Source organism: Bacillus sp. ISL-34, assembly GCF_018613325.1.
Classification (GTDB): Bacteria; Bacillota; Bacilli; order Bacillales; family DSM-1321; genus Peribacillus.
Map to the genome: position 1 here is coordinate 310807 of NZ_JAGGQJ010000004.1, position 15835 is coordinate 326641.

Here is a 15835-nt window from a genome sequence, read left to right on the forward strand (position 1 = left end):
TAAAGTGAGAATGCTTTTACGAAAATTATAGTAAAGAAAGTAATCTTTACTTTCTGGTAATAAAATTGGAATTAGTTCACGGAGGTATTATTATGTCAGCTTCTACATTAACGGTTAAAGATCTTCACGTATCAATTGAAGGTAAAGAGATTTTAAAAGGGGTAAACCTTGAAGTTAAAGGTGGAGAAATCCATGCGATCATGGGACCAAATGGAACTGGTAAATCCACTTTATCATCAGCGATCATGGGTCACCCTAAATATGAAGTAACTAGCGGAAGCATCACATTCGATGGTGAAGATGTATTGGAAATGGAAGTAGACGAGCGCGCTCGTGTCGGTCTATTCCTAGCTATGCAATATCCAAGTGAAATCAGCGGTGTTACAAATGCAGACTTCTTACGTTCTTCCATTAACGCACGCCGTGAAGAAGGCGATGAAATTTCATTGATGAAATTCATCCGTCAAATGGATCAAAAAATGGAATTCCTTGAAATGGATGAAGATATGGCGCAACGTTATTTGAATGAAGGTTTCTCCGGCGGAGAGAAAAAACGCAACGAGATTCTTCAATTAATGATGATCCAACCTAAAATTGCAATCCTTGATGAGATTGATTCAGGTCTAGATATCGATGCACTTAAAGTCGTTTCAAAAGGAATCAACCAAATGCGCGGAGAAGACTTTGGATGCTTGATCATCACCCACTACCAACGTCTATTAAATTACATCACTCCTGATTTTGTACATGTAATGATGCAAGGACGTGTCGTAAAATCAGGCGGTCCTGAACTTGCTGCCCGCTTGGAAGCGGAAGGTTATGATTGGATCAAACAAGAATTGGGCATTGAAGACGAAACTGTTGGCGAAGAAGCGTAAGTAGGAGGATTTGCAATGACTACAGAAACGAAATTACCGTTTGAACAAGAGGATATAAGCTCCTATTCAACTAAAAATAATGATCCAGCTTGGCTATCCGAGCTTCGGATTCAAGCGTTTTCTGAATTAGAAAAGCTCCCGATGCCAAAGCCGGATAAAACGAAAATCGATAAATGGAATTTTACTTCTTTCCAGACCCATACGGTTGAAAGTGAAGCTTTTGCCTCTTTAGAGGAGCTTCCGGAAGAAATTAAATCCATCATTGAAGAAAATGAAAACTTATATATTCAACGCAATAATACGCCGGCACATATCAATCTGTCAGCAAATGTGAAAGAACAAGGCGTCATCTTTACGGATATTTTAACAGCGGCTCGTGACCATGCTGAGCTTGTGCAAAAATATTTCATGAAAGACGGCGTAAAAATAGATGAACATCGTTTAACAGCACTTCATGCTGCATTAGTTAATGGGGGAGCATTCCTTTATGTTCCGAAAAATGTAGAAATCAAAGAGCCGATTCAATCGGTATTCCTGTTGGATAATCCAGATACTACACTTTTCAACCATGTCTTGATCGTAGCGGAAGATAATAGCTCTGTCACATATGTAGAAAACTACTTTTCAAGCGTTGAGTCTAACGAAGGGATTGCCAACATCGTAACGGAAGTATTTGCAAATGCGAATGCAAAAGTCGAATACGGAGCGGTCGATACCCTTTCAAAAGGCTTCACGACATACGTTAACCGGCGTGGAGTGGCAGGACGTGACGCTCGTATTGAGTGGGCACTTGGCCTGATGAACGACGGAAATACTATTTCAGATAATACAACATATCTAATGGGCGATGGCTCTCACGGTGATACAAAAACCGTTGTAGTCGGACGCGGGGAACAAAAACAGAACTTTACGACAGCCATCATTCATTATGGCAGCCGCTCTGAGGGCTATATCCTTAAGCACGGTGTCATGAAAGACGCCGCATCCTCCATCTTTAATGGAATTGGGAAAATAGAGCATGGTGCTACAAAGGCCAATGCCGAACAAGAGTCACGCGTATTGATGTTAAGTGAAAAAGCACGCGGAGACGCCAATCCGATCCTCTTGATTGATGAAGATGATGTAACGGCTGGTCATGCTGCTTCCGTCGGTCGTGTCGACCCGCTTCAACTGTATTATTTAATGAGCCGTGGTATTACAAAGAAAGAAGCAGAAAGACTTGTCATTCACGGATTCTTGGCCCCTGTTGTTAACCAGCTTCCAATTGAGGGAGTTAAAAAACAATTAGTAGCGGTCATTGAAAGGAAAGTACAGTAATGAACCCATACGAAATTCGTAAGCTTTTTCCAATATTAGATCAAGAAGTCAATGGTCAGCCATTAGTTTATTTAGATAGTGCTGCAACCTCTCAAAAACCGGCTGCAGTGATTGAAGCGATTGAGCAATATTACCGCGGATACAACTCGAATGTTCACCGCGGGGTGCATACACTAGGAACAAAAGCTACGGATGCGTATGAAGGTGCACGTGAAAAGGTACGTAAATTCATTAATGCTTCTTCTACAGAAGAAATCATCTTCACTAGAGGCACAACGACTGCTTTGAATACTGTAGCTAGAAGTTACGGTGGAGCAAATATTAAAGAGGGTGACGAAATCGTCATCTCTTACATGGAGCATCACAGTAATATCATTCCGTGGCAGCAGCTTGCCAAAGAAAAAGGCGCTGTATTGAAGTATATTCCGCTTCAAGAGGATTGCACGATTTCCCTTGATGATGTGAGGGCTACAATTACGGAAGCAACGAAAATCGTGTCCATCATGCAGGTTTCGAATGTACTCGGCGTTATAAATCCTGTGAAGGAAATCGCTAAAATTGCCCATGAACACGGTGCTGTAATGGTAGTCGACGGGGCACAAAGCACGCCGCATCTAAAAGTGGATGTCCGTGATTTGGATTGTGATTTCTTTGCCTTCTCAGGTCATAAAATGGTCGGTCCAACAGGTATCGGTGCATTATATGGCAAGAAAGATCTTCTTGAAAAAATGGAGCCGATTGAATTCGGCGGAGAGATGATTGATTTTGTAGGTTTGTATGAGTCTACATGGAAAGAACTCCCGTGGAAATTCGAAGGCGGTACCCCAATCATTGCCGGTGCCATCGGCATGGGTGCTGCAATTGATTTCTTGGAAGAAATCGGCTTGGATAATATTGAACGGCATGAACATAAGCTCGCCGCTTATGCAATGGAGAAAATGTCAACAGTTGAAGGGCTGACCATATACGGTCCTCAAGATGCAGAAAAGCGTGCGGGTGTAATAACCTTTAATATTAATGATGTACATCCACATGATGTCGCTACCGTTCTTGATGCAGATGGAATTGCTGTCCGTGCCGGTCATCATTGCGCACAGCCATTAATGAAGTGGCTTGACGTATCATCGACAGCAAGAGCAAGTTTCTATCTATATAACACGGAAGAAGATATTGATAAGCTTGTGTCCGGGCTTGTCAAAACGAAGGAGTATTTCAGTAATGTCTTTTGATAACCTAGATACACTTTACCGTCAAGTCATTATGGATCACTATAAGAAACCACGTAATAAGGGCATGCTAGAAGATGGAAGCATGACAATCGATATGAATAACCCAACTTGCGGCGATCGGATTCGTTTAACGATGAAGATCGAAGATGGCAAGGTCAGTGATGTTAAATTCGATGGTGACGGTTGTTCGATATCCATGAGTTCAGCTTCCATGATGACTCAAGCCATTAAGGGCAAAGACGTTGATACTGCTCTAGCGCTGTCCGAGACTTTTTCCTTAATGATTCAGGGAAAAGAATACGACGATGAGTTGGACCTTGGGGATATTGAAGCCCTTCAAGGTGTTTCCAAATTCCCTGCCCGAATCAAGTGTGCGACTCTAGCTTGGAAAGCCATGGAAAAGGGATTGAAGGAATAATTAAATTAAAATGAGCTGTTGTAATTCAGCCATTTGAAATGGAGGAATACGAGCTATGGCAAAGAAAATGCCTGAAATCGGCGATTATAAATATGGCTTTGCGGATAAAGATGTTTCCATCTTCCGTTCAAAGCGTGGTCTGACAAAAGAAATCGTGGAAGAAATTTCTCGAATGAAGGATGAACCGCAATGGATGCTTGATTTCCGTTTGAAATCATTGGAGCATTTTTACAACATGCCAATGCCTCAATGGGGCGGCGACATGCAGAGCCTGAACTTTGATGAAATCACATACTATGTTAAGCCATCAGAGAAATCAGAGAAATCTTGGGATGAAGTTCCTGATGAAATCAAACAGACTTTTGATAAATTGGGAATTCCTGAAGCAGAACAAAAATATCTTGCTGGCGTATCTGCTCAATATGAATCAGAAGTGGTTTACCATAGCATGAAAGTAGAATTGGAAGATTTGGGTATCGTGTTTAAAGATACGGACTCAGCACTTCGTGAAAATGAAGATATCTTCCGTGAGCACTTTGGAAAAACGATTCCGCCCACAGACAATAAATTCTCGGCATTGAACTCGGCAGTTTGGTCAGGTGGATCTTTCATCTATGTACCAAAAGGCGTTAAAGTGGATACTCCGCTTCAAGCTTATTTCCGGATCAACTCTGAAAACATGGGGCAATTCGAACGTACGCTAATCGTTGTTGATGAAGGCGCATCCGTTCACTATGTGGAAGGTTGTACAGCTCCTGTTTATACAACTAACTCCCTTCATAGTGCGGTTGTTGAAATCGTCATTAAGAAAGATGCTTACTGCCGTTACACGACGATCCAAAACTGGGCAAACAACGTGTTTAACCTGGTTACGAAACGTGCGGTTTGTGACGCTAACGCAACAATGGAATGGATTGATGGTAACATCGGTTCCAAATTGACAATGAAATATCCTGCTGTCATCTTAAAAGGTGAAGGCGCTCGCGGCATGACATTATCGATTGCCATTGCCGGTAAAGGCCAACACCAAGATGCTGGAGCAAAAATGATTCACCTAGCGCCAAATACATCTTCAACTATTGTATCAAAATCAATTTCTAAACAGGGCGGTAAAGTAACATACCGTGGTATCGTTCATTTCGGACGTAAAGCGGATGGAGCTCGTTCCAACATTGAATGTGATACATTAATCATGGATAATCAGTCTACATCTGATACAATCCCTTACAATGAAATCTTGAATGATAACATTTCCCTTGAACACGAAGCGAAGGTTTCCAAAGTATCTGAAGAACAATTGTTCTACTTGATGAGCCGCGGGATTTCTGAGCAAGAAGCAACGGAAATGATCGTAATGGGCTTCATCGAACCATTTACAAAAGAACTTCCAATGGAATATGCGGTTGAAATGAACCGTCTGATCAAGTTCGAAATGGAAGGCTCCATCGGATAATAACCGAATGGCCTGCCTGTAAGGCGATTTAGAATAACCATTCATACAAAAGCCTGCCGGGTCTGTCTGGCAGGCTTTTTGTTTTGATATTCGACAACGCTTATACCAAGATTAGATGTGGCTCAATAAGGGTAAAAAATAATAAATGCGGCCTGTCCCGAAGGAGTGATGATGCAGATGATTTATGTTGGTGTGACCGGTTGGGGAGATCATGATAGTTTGTATCATGGCGGTGTGTCCCAACGTGATAAACTCAAAGAGTACGGGGCTCATTTTCCCATTGTGGAGGTGGATGCCTCATTTTATGCAGTCCAGCCAAAGAGGAACAGTGAAAAGTGGGTATCCGAGACGCCAGCATCATTCCAGTTTGTCGTTAAAGCTTATCAAGGGATGACAGGACATCAGCGTGGGGAAATCCCCTTTGAAAGTAAGAAGGAGATGTTCAAGGCATTTTGCGACTCTCTGGAAGCTTATAAGAAGTCCGGTAAGCTGGCGATGGTCTTATTTCAGTTTCCGCCATGGTTTGATTGTAAACGTGAAAATGTGAATTACCTGCGATGGTGCAAAGCGGAAATGGGCGATATTCCAGCAGCCATAGAATTTCGGAATCAAAGCTGGTACAGGCCCAACGTAGTCCAGCAAACTTTGGACTTTATCGAAAAGGAAGGCTGGATTCATACTGTATGCGATGAGCCGCAGGCTGGAGAGGGATCCATTCCTGTCGTTCTGCATGTCACCGATAAAGATAAAACCCTGATACGCTTTCATGGCCGTAACCTGCATGGTTGGCAAAGGCCTGCTTCGGGGGATAATTGGCGTGAGGTCAGGTACTTATATAGATATAATCAGCAGGAATTGACTGAATGGGTGGAGAAGATCAGGATATTGGAAAAGGAATCCAAGGATATATATGTCCTGTTCAATAATAACTCAGGTGGAGATGCCGCTGATAATGCTAAACAAATGATTGAGCTGCTTGGTATAGAATATGAAGGACTGGCTCCTAAGCAGCTTGGTTTGTTTTAAGAGGATATATAATTAAATAAAGAGATGATGTGACAAGCTAGTAGAGGTTATATCCTTACAAACAGGTAAAGGCGGATTTCTTCATGGTATGGATAGTATTAGTGGGTATTGGATTATTTGCGGGAGCAATCGGCGCTCTTGTCGGTCTGGGCGGCGGCATCATCATTGTGCCTTCTCTCTTATATTTAGGCACATCTACAAATTTTATCGATGAGCTGACTCCTCAGGTCGCCGTAGGTGTTTCAACCGTAATCATGATTTTTACCGGCTTATCTTCCACTTTATCTTATTTAAAACATAAAGTGGTGGATTATAAGGCCGGCTTAATCTTTTTTATTGGCAGTGCACCTGGTGGAATAATAGGGGCCTATGTGAATCAAAACCTTAACGCCGAAGCGTTTTCATTATACTTTGGAATTTTCATGGTTTTCATGGCTATCGTGTTATTGGTGAAAAATCGTTTGAAGCCAGTGCTTTTCAAGACTGGAAAAGGGAAAATAGTGAAAACGTATAAAACTGAAAATGGACATTCATTTTCTTATGGTTACCACCCCCTGTTAGCTGTATTGATTTCTTTTGTGGTGGGATTCAGCTCCGGGTTATTTGGAATTGGCGGTGGGGCCTTAATGGTTCCCGTCATGATGCTTCTTTTCTTCTTCCCTCCGCATATGGCTGTAGCGACTTCGATGTTCATGGTATTTCTATCTTCCATCACAAATTCGATTACGCATATTTCCCTTGGAAATGTAAATTGGCCATATGCTTTTGCCCTGATTCCGGGTGCATGGTTCGGTGCTAAATTGGGCGCATTCATCAATACGCGCCTAAAGAGTGCGTCGCTGGAAAATATGTTGAAAATAGTGCTGATAATCATTGGTTTACGTCTTATATACCAAGGTATTACAGGATAAACGAGGAGGAGAAATGATGTCAGAAATCATTCATTTATATCACACCAATGATCTCCATAGTCATTTTGAGAATTGGCCTCGTATTGATAAGTTTCTTAAAGAAAGAAGACAACTTCATCAAGAAACGGGAGAAGAAGCGATCATACTGGATATAGGCGATCATGTGGACCGCTGGCATCCATATACAGAAGGTACGTTAGGTAAAGGAAATATTGAACTGCTGAATGAAGCGGGCTACCAATATGTGACCATCGGCAATAATGAAGGGATCACTTTACCTCATGATGCGTTAGACTCCTTATATGATCAGGCAAGGTTCAAGGTCTTGGCAGCCAATATTTATTACGGTGATAATGAAAGGCCGGAATGGGCGCTGCCATATTGGATACATACAACGGTAAAAGGCACCAAGATTGCCATGATAGGTTTGACAGCCTTTTTTCAAAAATTTTATTCTGCGATGGGCTGGGAAATAACAGAACCATTCGTGGAGTTAAAGGCACAGCTTGAAAGGGTCAAAACAGAGGCGGATGTCATCATTATCCTTTCCCACCTGGGCATCCATGATGATGAGAGGATGGCAGAGGACTTTCCGGAGATTGACATCATACTTGGCGCGCATACCCACCACATCCTTCACCAGGGGAAATTGATCAATGATACACTCCTTTGCGGTGCAGGGAAATATGGTTTCTTTGTTGGACAGGTGGAAATGACCGTCAATCAGGAAAGGAAAATTAGCCAGAAGAGTGCCATTCTTTATGATACCAATGACTTTTTGGAATTGGAGAATGAACGGTCATGGATTGAAGAGATATACCAGGCCGGAGGGGAGACGCTAAAACAGGTTGCGGTGGACTTACCAAAAGCACTTGATAATGATTGGTTCAAAGTAAGTCCTTTGACGGAAATCCTAGGGGAGGCCCTGAGGGAGTGGAGTCAGGCGGATTGTTCCTTTTTGAATGCCGGTCTTTTGCTTGAAGGGCTGCCCGAGGGACCTGTCACAAAAGGGGATATTCACAGAATCTGTCCGCACCCCATCAATCCTTGCGTCGTTGAAGTTAATGGGAATGAATTAAAAGAAATCTTAATGCAATCGAGAAATGAGGAATGGCCTCATATTCAGGTGAAAGGTTTCGGGTTCCGCGGAAATATCATGGGAGTCATGCATTATGATCAAATTGAGTTTAACGAAATGGAGAATGGTATCGTAAAAGGGATTCTTATAAAAGGAGAGAAACTGCAGGCGGATAAGTCCTATAAACTGGCCATACCTGATATGTTTACGTTTGGGCATTTCTTTCCAAGTATCCAGCGCTCCAATCGCAAGAAATACCTACTGCCGGAATTCTTACGGGATATCCTTTTATGGAAGCTGAAAAAAATATACACAAACGCCTAACGCTATATCACGGTTTCGCCCTTTTTTTCATAAAGTATGGGGAAGAAAGGGGCGAAACCAATTGATTAACATGATACCAATAATTCTTGATAATCATACATTCCTAGCCATTTCTGTCCGACTTCCAAAAACGAATTTACTTGCTGTCGCGTCCGAAAAAGGGTATATAATGTGCGGTGCGTTAGATGTTGGACTGCTGAATGATAAATTGAAAGATCGTAAAATCCTTGCAGGGAGGGCCACAGGAGTAAAATCGATTGAAGAGCTATTAGAAGCGCCGCTTGAATCGGTTACCTGGGAGGCTGTGGAAAAGGGCATTCATCCAGGAATGATTGGTAAAGAGGCATTAATCAAAATGATTTGAAAAGGCGGGCTTTCTTTTTTTTCAGAAGGGGGCCTTATTTTTTTATCAAGAAAATGCTGATATTTTTTCAATTAATATGTTCAAACAGATTCATTTATCAAAATATTTTCCGATAATCTTTATAAAGGAAAGAAACGGTTTGATTTACAAATATTGAATGATGGGGTACAAGTATGAGGTTAGCTATTACAAAGTCCCTAAGCCCTGGAGCAAGGCTCCGTAAAAACATCTATAATGAGCGGGCCATGTCCTATTGTGCGAGGGTCTTACATTAACGCAGAAAATGATCAATCGACTGGTGTCCCTTAATATACCCTTTGTTTATATTCAAGATTCCAGGACGGATGACATCATTACAATGCCCCCAGTGTCCGGGAAACTTAGAAGAGAAGCCATTAATACGATTGAAACCACTTTCCTGGACATGAAAAACAAAATGAACCTTGATGGATCATTCACGATAGAGCAGGCTAACGTCAAGTTCACTCAAATAGTCCGGAACATCATGAACGAGCTGAAAAGGAATAAAGAGTTAATGACTTTATTGGCTGACGTTTATACATACGATGACTATATCTTTACTCATTCCTTCAATGTGACCTTATATACCCTTGCGATCGGGATGGAATTGAATATCAATAATAAGAATCTCGAAATTCTTGGGCTGGGTGCGATTTTCCATGATGTCGGCAAAATGCTCGTGCCTTTGGAAATCCTCCGTAAACCCGATAAGCTGACTGAAAAGGAGTTTGAACAAATCCAAAAACATGCCGATTACGGATTTCATCTAATCAAAAATGTTCATACCGTTTCACTTTTAGTTGCGAATTGTGCCTATCAGCACCATGAAAGGTTAGATGGATCTGGATATCCCCGTGGGATAAAAGGGGATGAAATCCATTATTTCGGGAAGATCCTTGCCGTTGCCGATGTGTTTGATGCCGTGACCTCCAATCGGGTTTACCGTAAGGCCATGCTGCCGCATCAGGGGTTGGAAGTCCTTTATGCCGGAGTCGGGAAAAAGTTCGACAATACGATCATCGAGGCTTTCCGGAGGGCGGTTGCCATTTATCCTAATGGTCTATCCGTAGAATTGAATGATGGAAGGAAAGGGGTAGTATCCGCACAAAATGAGGGGATAGGGGACCGCCCCATGATAAGGATACTAGAAGAAGCTGGGGAGCGGATAAAAGTGCCTTATGAAGTGGACTTGAATAAAAACCTCCATTTGCTCATCATGAAATGTTTCAAAATACAAGAACCAGCCTAACCTCAAGGATAAGCTGGATTTTTCATTCCTTGTTTTCCTTCATGATCGCAGGTGCCACCGAACCGTTTCCGTTACTAAAATAACTTGGAACATCACCTTCGATCAGCAGGCTTCCGACTGTCACTTCCTGACTCACCTTGGTCTCCTTTGTGAATGAGGGGATGACGATTTGAATATTGACATCAAAATCCACAATCAATTCATAATAAACATTATTGATGCCTGCGTTTGTCAGTTTTGTCCTCAAATCCGATTCAACATTTCCGATGACTGACATTTTCACTGGGATTTCAGGTCCGTAATTGGAAAGGAGGTTATTCCCGGTTACGACACCAAATGGTATATAATAGACCACACTTTTATATTGTTCATCATTTATTTTGGCTGAACCTGTTTTAAAAGGGTTTCCCTGTTTGATGCCAAGCTTCTTTTGAATATCCTTCGTTATGTTAGCCCGCAATTCACTGTATATGACCGGATTGAAGCTATAGGAGGAACTGGAGTCCTTACCCCCCTTATTGTTGGTGATGATTTTGTTCATATCAACCTTGGCTATATTCTCATCAACCGATTCATGAATCGTTTCCGTTGCAATCCGTTTAATTTCATATTCGGCTACACTCATGATCACGGGTTCGATTGATTTGTCCACGTACCAAAGAGTCATGATGCTTGATATGATAAACAGGATAAAAGAATAGAGAAATACTTTTCGGGTGGGAAGAGGCCCCTTTTTTTTGAATTTCTTCGGTCGAAATCTTTTTCGGAACACGCTTTAGCCCCCTTTACTAATACCTATGCATCAAGTTCAGGGGTTTATGTTCGAATCAAAAAAAAGCAGCGTAAAAATTCACGCCGCTCACTTTCGTTTTTTAGCCAAATCTTTTCTTTCCCACAATCTTAAATAGGGGTAAGGGTCAAAGCTCCATTCTGTGATTCCATTGTCTTTGTACATCCCGTAATGAAGATGCGGAGGGAATTTTCCGGAAGTTCCCGGAGGACCGTAACCTGTACTCCCGACACCTCCGATGACTTGTCCGGGCTCGACGATTTGTCCGACTTTCAACCCTTTGGCAAAGCCGCTTAAATGGGCAAAGTAATGATAGGTATTATTTAAATCCCGTATCCCTATCCTCCAACCGCCGAATTTATTCCAGCCTTTCATTTCGATGATTCCATAGCTGGTGGAACGAACGGGAAGGCTATAATCAGCAAAAATATCAGTGCCCTCATGGATTCTCCTTCCGCCCCATCCACGAGCGCTTCCCCATGTATTTAAGTACGTATAATGAGTTCGTACTGGAACCGGGAAGGCCTTATCGTGTAAATCCAGCCGGTCATATTTCTTATAAATCTCGGCATTGCCGATAATGATGCCGACTGCTTTATCTCGTTTATAATAATCCCACAAGCCGATCCGGATATTATCTTCATCTGCACCATATGATTGGAGATGCTTCGAGAAAGCATACAATCGATCGGTATCATTATTGATATCAGCCTTGCCATCACCATTGCCATCCTGGCCCAATCCATCAAAAAATGTGATCGTGAGCGGGTTCACGTCGTTTAAGTCAGGATTGAGGGCCCCGCTCCACTTTGAAGGCTCGATGTGGATGCCTATTAAACCCTTTGCCGGCTCCAAATCCCTTCGGGCAGCCCTGAGGCTGTGCTCATATTGATCAGCTCCAGCAAGGTAATACCACGGGATTTGGAGGGTAGCCTCCATATTTTTATATAGCTCCATTCTCCCGGCATAAGCATCTGGGGTATCGGCAGCGTTAGCCACTTGGCCTGGTGCATTCAAAATAAACAAACAAGTTATGGTAAGAAGGAATAATTTTTTCAACGGGGCAGCTCCTTTCATGACATTCTCCGTAATCAAAATACATCAGTCCATCCATCTTTTATAGTTTTGCTGATTTAGCTATAAACATGAAAAATAAATAATGGGAAACCAACTATAACTTGTATAAATGCTTTTTTATTGTTAAAGTAGGGTGTGTTAATTTCTATAGAATGGAGTGGCATTTTCATGTCTTCTACAAATAAAGAAATTCTTCGTAAACCAGATTGGTTGAAAATAAAGCTTAATACTAACGAAAATTACCTCGGTTTAAAAAATATGATGCGTGAAAAAAATCTTCATACTGTCTGTGAAGAGGCAAAATGTCCGAATATTCACGAATGCTGGGCAGTGAGAAGAACGGCTACTTTCATGATCTTAGGTGAAATCTGTACAAGGGCATGCCGTTTTTGTGCTGTTACAACCGGACGTCCGAATGAATTGGACTGGGCTGAACCGGAGCGTGTTGCTGATTCCGTTGTTTTAATGAATTTAAAGCATGTCGTCATTACAGCTGTTGCCCGTGATGATTTAAAGGATGGAGGCGCTGAAGTTTTCGCTGAAACGGTCCGTGCCATCCGACGCAAAAATCCATTTACTTCAATTGAAGTATTACCGTCTGATATGGGCGGGGAGCTTGAAAATATCAAGACTTTGATGGATGCTAAACCAGATATCCTGAACCATAATATAGAGACTGTCAGAAGCTTATCCGACCGTGTACGGGCTCAGGCCAAGTACGAACGTTCATTGGAGCTTTTAAGAAGAGCAAAGGAACTGTACCCGGAAATCCCGACAAAGTCCAGTTTAATGGTAGGTCTGGGTGAAACGCGGGAGGAAATCCTCGAGACCATGGATGACCTAAGGGCTAATAATGTGGATATCATGACGATCGGCCAGTATTTACAGCCGACTAAAAAGCATTTAAAGGTGCTGAAATACTACACGCCTGAGGAATTTGCCGAACTGAAAGAACGTGCATTGGAAAAAGGCTTCAGCCATTGTGAATCCGGTCCGCTTGTCCGTTCATCCTACCATGCGGATGAACAGGTTAATGCTGCGGCAAAACATAAGCAAAACAAAGGTGAAGAATTATTGAAATAGAGTGAAATAAAGGACCGAAAAAAATTCGGTCCTTTTTTATTCAACGGTTATCCATTTTTTGATGGATGTTATCGTGCTGGTCTCTTTTATCGTTAACCATTTCTCCATTTTCATTTTCCTCGTCACTCATTTTGTATCCTTGAGGCGACTTCAGCATTCTTTTGATCGTTTGCTCGATCGTATAGTCGATCCCTTTGCTGCCGGATTTCACTGTAGCGAAATTCTCGACATCCTGGGCAAGGTTTTGATAATCATCACTGACGTAGACATGATAGTAGCGAGGCACGACAGACATGGCAGTGCGTTTAACTTGGTCTGCGGTTTCCGTCCGATCCTTGTTATTGGTATCATATACGACAAGTACTTCCTCATCGGTAACGAGGGTAGCGGCATCATTGACATTTGGAATCTGAATACTTAGTTTTGAAATGACATCAGACAGTTGTTCACGGTCAATCGAAGCAGCCTTGTTGGAAATGTTACGGCCGTCAATGGTTGCACTATTGGTGCGGGTAAAACCGAAATCATTACTTTTGTTGTCATTATTACGATAATCCTCATCATAATATTGAGTTGGATTATTTACGTTTGTTGGGTTGCCTGCATTGTTTTTTGCACCGAGCCCCTGATCATTTTCATTATCAGCACATCCGGTTAGTGCAATAATCGAGCTTAAACCTATCGTTATTATCGTTTTTTTCATCAATAACACCCCCGTAACTTTAGGATGAACATATTTCTCTATTTTTCGCTTAGTAATTGATGGGGAATCAGTTATAATTTAAAGAAGAAATGTATTTATGAGAGGTGAAAACAATGATTACCATCAATAACATGACCTACGAAATAATCGAGGATGAAAGGGAAGGCTATAACGAAGAAGCGTTTAAAGCCAGATACAGTGAGATTTTAACGAAGTATGATTATATAGTTGGGGATTGGGGTTACGGGCAATTGAGGCTGCGTGGATTTTTTGATGATTCCAATCAGAAAGCGACCTTCGATACGAAAATAAGCACGCTTAGTGAATATTTATATGAATACTGCAATTTTGGCTGTCCATATTTCGTCGTGAAGAAAATAAAGAAATAAAAAGGCCAGAATTCACTCTGGCCTTCCAAGTTAAGAGTTGCCATATCCTTTATATGGAGGCTGTTCATCTTTTTCTGGATCATCATGTGTCGGATGAGCACCAGGATATTGTCGAGGCAAGCCTTCGTGCAACGATTTATTTTCATAATTGAAGGCACTTTGATAGCGTTGCCCTTCCTGCCACGGTGTGTTTTTATTCTGGACTGGTGCATCTTTTGCAATGGGTGATCCAAAAGGTCCTTCGGGAAATTCTTCAGGAATTAAATAATCCCTCTGTTTTTCGACATTGGAAAAATCGTGGTATTCTTCTTTGTCCAAGATAATCCCCCCTCATGTAATCGATCTTACATTCAGTAGGTTTTCCCGTTTAAGATAAAAAACTTCAGCACTCAGACGATTTCCATTAAAAAGTGACGCAGTTCCTCTGCTTCCGCTTCTGACAACTGAAAGGCATGCTCAAGATAGCCTTCCTCTTCTAAATCATCTGGCCCAATAATCGCGAAACGGTTACTCTGCATATTTAAAACAAGCTTCTTTCCGTAAAAACGATCGGTAGTCGTAATGGCCAGATCGAATCTTGATTCCTCTCCCATGAAGCTTATGAACCGGGTTTTTGAATCAACGACGTCATTGTATAAATAAAAACGATCATCCATAGTATCATCCCTTCTTACCTTCACATTTGTAGTTCCATCATAACAAAGTGACTTCAATAGGGGAACAGACATTTTTCGGGGCTGCCGGCTGGAGAACTTAAGTCCCTCCCCATGATGCTCATGAACCTCCAGCAATCATGGCGTTCATCGATTAAAAGAAAATGGTGAAGAATATAAATGTGATCGTGATTGGTTTTCTTGGAGAGGACGTGGGAAATGCACCCCTGTAAAAAAGGCTATGTGCAAGTCACCGCTCCTCTTAGTAATTGGATGGTGCAATGGTTGTGGTTGAAGGAATTGAGAGTAAGGGAGAAGCTATGGTATTATCAATGAATAAGGTTGGTTCGGGACAGGGTTTTGCCCATGCCGCTCTTTCAACCAATGATTCCATATATCATCTTAGATCAGAAAGGATCTGGAAATAATGTATTTTGTAGACCGCCAAAAAATTGAACAAATATTAGGTTTTCTTGAAAAGCAGCTTGGACTTTTTGAAGGGCAAGATAATTGGGATGGAGACCTTTCGGAACTAATCGCAGAAAGGCTTATACAAACTTCCATCGATTCCGTGTTGGATGTAGGAAATGCGGTAATTGATGGTTTCATTATGCGTGATCCAGGAAGTTATGAAGATATTATCGATATCCTTCAAGATGAAAAAGTGATTTCAGAAGAAAAAGCGATACAATTCAAAAAGGTTTTGCCGTTAAGGAAAATGCTGGTTCAAGACTTCATTGAAGTGAATCACAAAGAAATGCATGCCGTATTTTCGGAAAATATCGAGGCATTCAAGCAATTCCCTGATTTGGTGAGGAACTATTTAACAAATGAATTGGGACCTGTATCAGCTTTTAAAAACTAGCAGCGTT

General features: G+C 41.7%; 18 protein-coding genes. 13 read left to right on the top strand and 5 right to left on the bottom strand.

Features of this window, described 5'->3' with window-relative positions; all coding sequences use genetic code 11:
- Nucleotides 1–92: 92 nt before the first annotated feature.
- From sufC to J7E52_RS05320, 10 genes are all read left to right on the top strand, one after another.
- Complete coding sequence (gene sufC / locus J7E52_RS05275) at nt 93–878, top strand: Fe-S cluster assembly ATPase SufC (RefSeq protein WP_214743983.1); 786 nt, start codon at nt 93–95, stop codon at nt 876–878.
- Between the two features lie 15 nt (nt 879–893).
- Nucleotides 894–2195, top strand: coding sequence for a Fe-S cluster assembly protein SufD (gene sufD / locus J7E52_RS05280; protein WP_214743984.1), 1302 nt, complete (start codon nt 894–896; stop codon nt 2193–2195).
- On the top strand, nt 2195–3424 hold the full coding sequence (locus J7E52_RS05285) for a cysteine desulfurase (RefSeq protein ID WP_214743985.1): 1230 nt from the start codon (nt 2195–2197) through the stop codon (nt 3422–3424). Before sufD ends, J7E52_RS05285 begins: the two co-directional genes overlap by 1 nt.
- Nucleotides 3414–3842 carry a Fe-S cluster assembly sulfur transfer protein SufU gene (gene sufU, locus J7E52_RS05290; RefSeq protein WP_214743986.1) on the top strand — a complete coding sequence of 143 codons (429 nt, stop codon included), beginning with the start codon at nt 3414–3416 and terminating at the stop codon, nt 3840–3842. Before J7E52_RS05285 ends, sufU begins: the two co-directional genes overlap by 11 nt.
- Before the next feature lie 55 nt (nt 3843–3897).
- Nucleotides 3898–5295: a Fe-S cluster assembly protein SufB gene (gene sufB, locus J7E52_RS05295; protein WP_214743987.1), complete on the top strand. Its 1398-nt coding sequence runs from the start codon at nt 3898–3900 to the stop codon at nt 5293–5295.
- Between the two features lie 177 nt (nt 5296–5472).
- Nucleotides 5473–6321: a DUF72 domain-containing protein gene (locus J7E52_RS05300; protein ID WP_214743988.1), complete on the top strand. Its 849-nt coding sequence runs from the start codon at nt 5473–5475 to the stop codon at nt 6319–6321.
- Nucleotides 6322–6404: 83 nt separating this feature from the next.
- On the top strand, nt 6405–7232 hold the full coding sequence (locus J7E52_RS05305; protein ID WP_214743989.1) for a sulfite exporter TauE/SafE family protein: 828 nt from the start codon (nt 6405–6407) through the stop codon (nt 7230–7232).
- 16 nt (nt 7233–7248) lie between these two features.
- Nucleotides 7249–8634 carry a bifunctional metallophosphatase/5'-nucleotidase gene (locus J7E52_RS05310; RefSeq protein WP_214743990.1) on the top strand — a complete coding sequence of 462 codons (1386 nt, stop codon included), beginning with the start codon at nt 7249–7251 and terminating at the stop codon, nt 8632–8634.
- A 61-nt stretch (nt 8635–8695) separates the two neighbouring features.
- Nucleotides 8696–8998: a YunC family protein gene (locus J7E52_RS05315; RefSeq protein WP_137016416.1), complete on the top strand. Its 303-nt coding sequence runs from the start codon at nt 8696–8698 to the stop codon at nt 8996–8998.
- 253 nt (nt 8999–9251) lie between these two features.
- Nucleotides 9252–10268 carry an HD-GYP domain-containing protein gene (locus tag J7E52_RS05320; protein ID WP_309476852.1) on the top strand — a complete coding sequence of 339 codons (1017 nt, stop codon included), beginning with the start codon at nt 9252–9254 and terminating at the stop codon, nt 10266–10268.
- Nucleotides 10269–10290: 22 nt separating this feature from the next.
- Here J7E52_RS05320 and yunB read toward each other — a convergent pair whose 3' ends face one another.
- Both yunB and J7E52_RS05330 read right to left on the bottom strand, forming a co-directional pair.
- Nucleotides 10291–11040 carry a sporulation protein YunB gene (yunB, locus tag J7E52_RS05325; protein WP_214743991.1) on the bottom strand — a complete coding sequence of 250 codons (750 nt, stop codon included), beginning with the start codon at nt 11038–11040 and terminating at the stop codon, nt 10291–10293.
- Nucleotides 11041–11127: 87 nt separating this feature from the next.
- On the bottom strand, nt 11128–12135 hold the full coding sequence (locus tag J7E52_RS05330) for a M23 family metallopeptidase (RefSeq protein ID WP_214743992.1): 1008 nt from the start codon (nt 12133–12135) through the stop codon (nt 11128–11130).
- Between the two features lie 168 nt (nt 12136–12303).
- Here J7E52_RS05330 and lipA point away from each other — a divergent pair, with 168 nt between their 5' ends.
- Nucleotides 12304–13218 (top strand): lipoyl synthase, encoded by a 915-nt coding sequence (lipA, locus tag J7E52_RS05335; protein ID WP_214743993.1) that lies wholly within the window; start codon nt 12304–12306, stop codon nt 13216–13218.
- A 40-nt stretch (nt 13219–13258) separates the two neighbouring features.
- On the opposite strand, the gene J7E52_RS05340 is transcribed toward lipA, so the two are convergent.
- Nucleotides 13259–13921: a YhcN/YlaJ family sporulation lipoprotein gene (locus tag J7E52_RS05340; RefSeq protein ID WP_214743994.1), complete on the bottom strand. Its 663-nt coding sequence runs from the start codon at nt 13919–13921 to the stop codon at nt 13259–13261.
- Nucleotides 13922–14034: 113 nt separating this feature from the next.
- Here J7E52_RS05340 and J7E52_RS05345 point away from each other — a divergent pair, with 113 nt between their 5' ends.
- Nucleotides 14035–14310 (top strand): YutD family protein, encoded by a 276-nt coding sequence (locus J7E52_RS05345; RefSeq protein WP_214743995.1) that lies wholly within the window; start codon nt 14035–14037, stop codon nt 14308–14310.
- A 30-nt stretch (nt 14311–14340) separates the two neighbouring features.
- On the opposite strand, the gene J7E52_RS05350 is transcribed toward J7E52_RS05345, so the two are convergent.
- Entirely contained in the window at nt 14341–14628 is a 288-nt protein-coding gene (locus J7E52_RS05350; protein ID WP_286197464.1) for a cytosolic protein, read from the bottom strand.
- Nucleotides 14629–14699: 71 nt separating this feature from the next.
- Complete coding sequence (locus tag J7E52_RS05355; protein WP_214743996.1) at nt 14700–14966, bottom strand: DUF3055 domain-containing protein; 267 nt, start codon at nt 14964–14966, stop codon at nt 14700–14702.
- Nucleotides 14967–15390: 424 nt separating this feature from the next.
- Here J7E52_RS05355 and J7E52_RS05360 point away from each other — a divergent pair, with 424 nt between their 5' ends.
- Nucleotides 15391–15828: a DUF86 domain-containing protein gene (locus tag J7E52_RS05360; protein WP_214743997.1), complete on the top strand. Its 438-nt coding sequence runs from the start codon at nt 15391–15393 to the stop codon at nt 15826–15828.
- The last annotated feature ends 7 nt before the right edge of the window (nt 15829–15835 follow it).

Bases quoted from the DNA above. Each gene is read 5' to 3' on its own strand.
- sufC (WP_214743983.1), top strand. From the start codon at position 93: ATGTCAGCTTCTACATTAACGGTTAAAGATCTTCACGTATCAATTGAA.
- sufD (WP_214743984.1), top strand. From the start codon at position 894: ATGACTACAGAAACGAAATTACCGTTTGAACAAGAGGATATAAGCTCC.
- J7E52_RS05285 (WP_214743985.1), top strand. From the start codon at position 2,195: ATGAACCCATACGAAATTCGTAAGCTTTTTCCAATATTAGATCAAGAA.
- sufU (WP_214743986.1), top strand. From the start codon at position 3,414: ATGTCTTTTGATAACCTAGATACACTTTACCGTCAAGTCATTATGGAT.
- sufB (WP_214743987.1), top strand. From the start codon at position 3,898: ATGGCAAAGAAAATGCCTGAAATCGGCGATTATAAATATGGCTTTGCG.
- J7E52_RS05300 (WP_214743988.1), top strand. From the start codon at position 5,473: ATGATTTATGTTGGTGTGACCGGTTGGGGAGATCATGATAGTTTGTAT.
- J7E52_RS05305 (WP_214743989.1), top strand. From the start codon at position 6,405: ATGGTATGGATAGTATTAGTGGGTATTGGATTATTTGCGGGAGCAATC.
- J7E52_RS05310 (WP_214743990.1), top strand. From the start codon at position 7,249: ATGTCAGAAATCATTCATTTATATCACACCAATGATCTCCATAGTCAT.
- J7E52_RS05330 (WP_214743992.1), bottom strand. From the start codon at position 12,135: ATGAAAGGAGCTGCCCCGTTGAAAAAATTATTCCTTCTTACCATAACT.
- lipA (WP_214743993.1), top strand. From the start codon at position 12,304: ATGTCTTCTACAAATAAAGAAATTCTTCGTAAACCAGATTGGTTGAAA.
- J7E52_RS05340 (WP_214743994.1), bottom strand. From the start codon at position 13,921: ATGAAAAAAACGATAATAACGATAGGTTTAAGCTCGATTATTGCACTA.
- J7E52_RS05345 (WP_214743995.1), top strand. From the start codon at position 14,035: ATGATTACCATCAATAACATGACCTACGAAATAATCGAGGATGAAAGG.
- J7E52_RS05355 (WP_214743996.1), bottom strand. From the start codon at position 14,966: ATGGATGATCGTTTTTATTTATACAATGACGTCGTTGATTCAAAAACC.
- J7E52_RS05360 (WP_214743997.1), top strand. From the start codon at position 15,391: ATGTATTTTGTAGACCGCCAAAAAATTGAACAAATATTAGGTTTTCTT.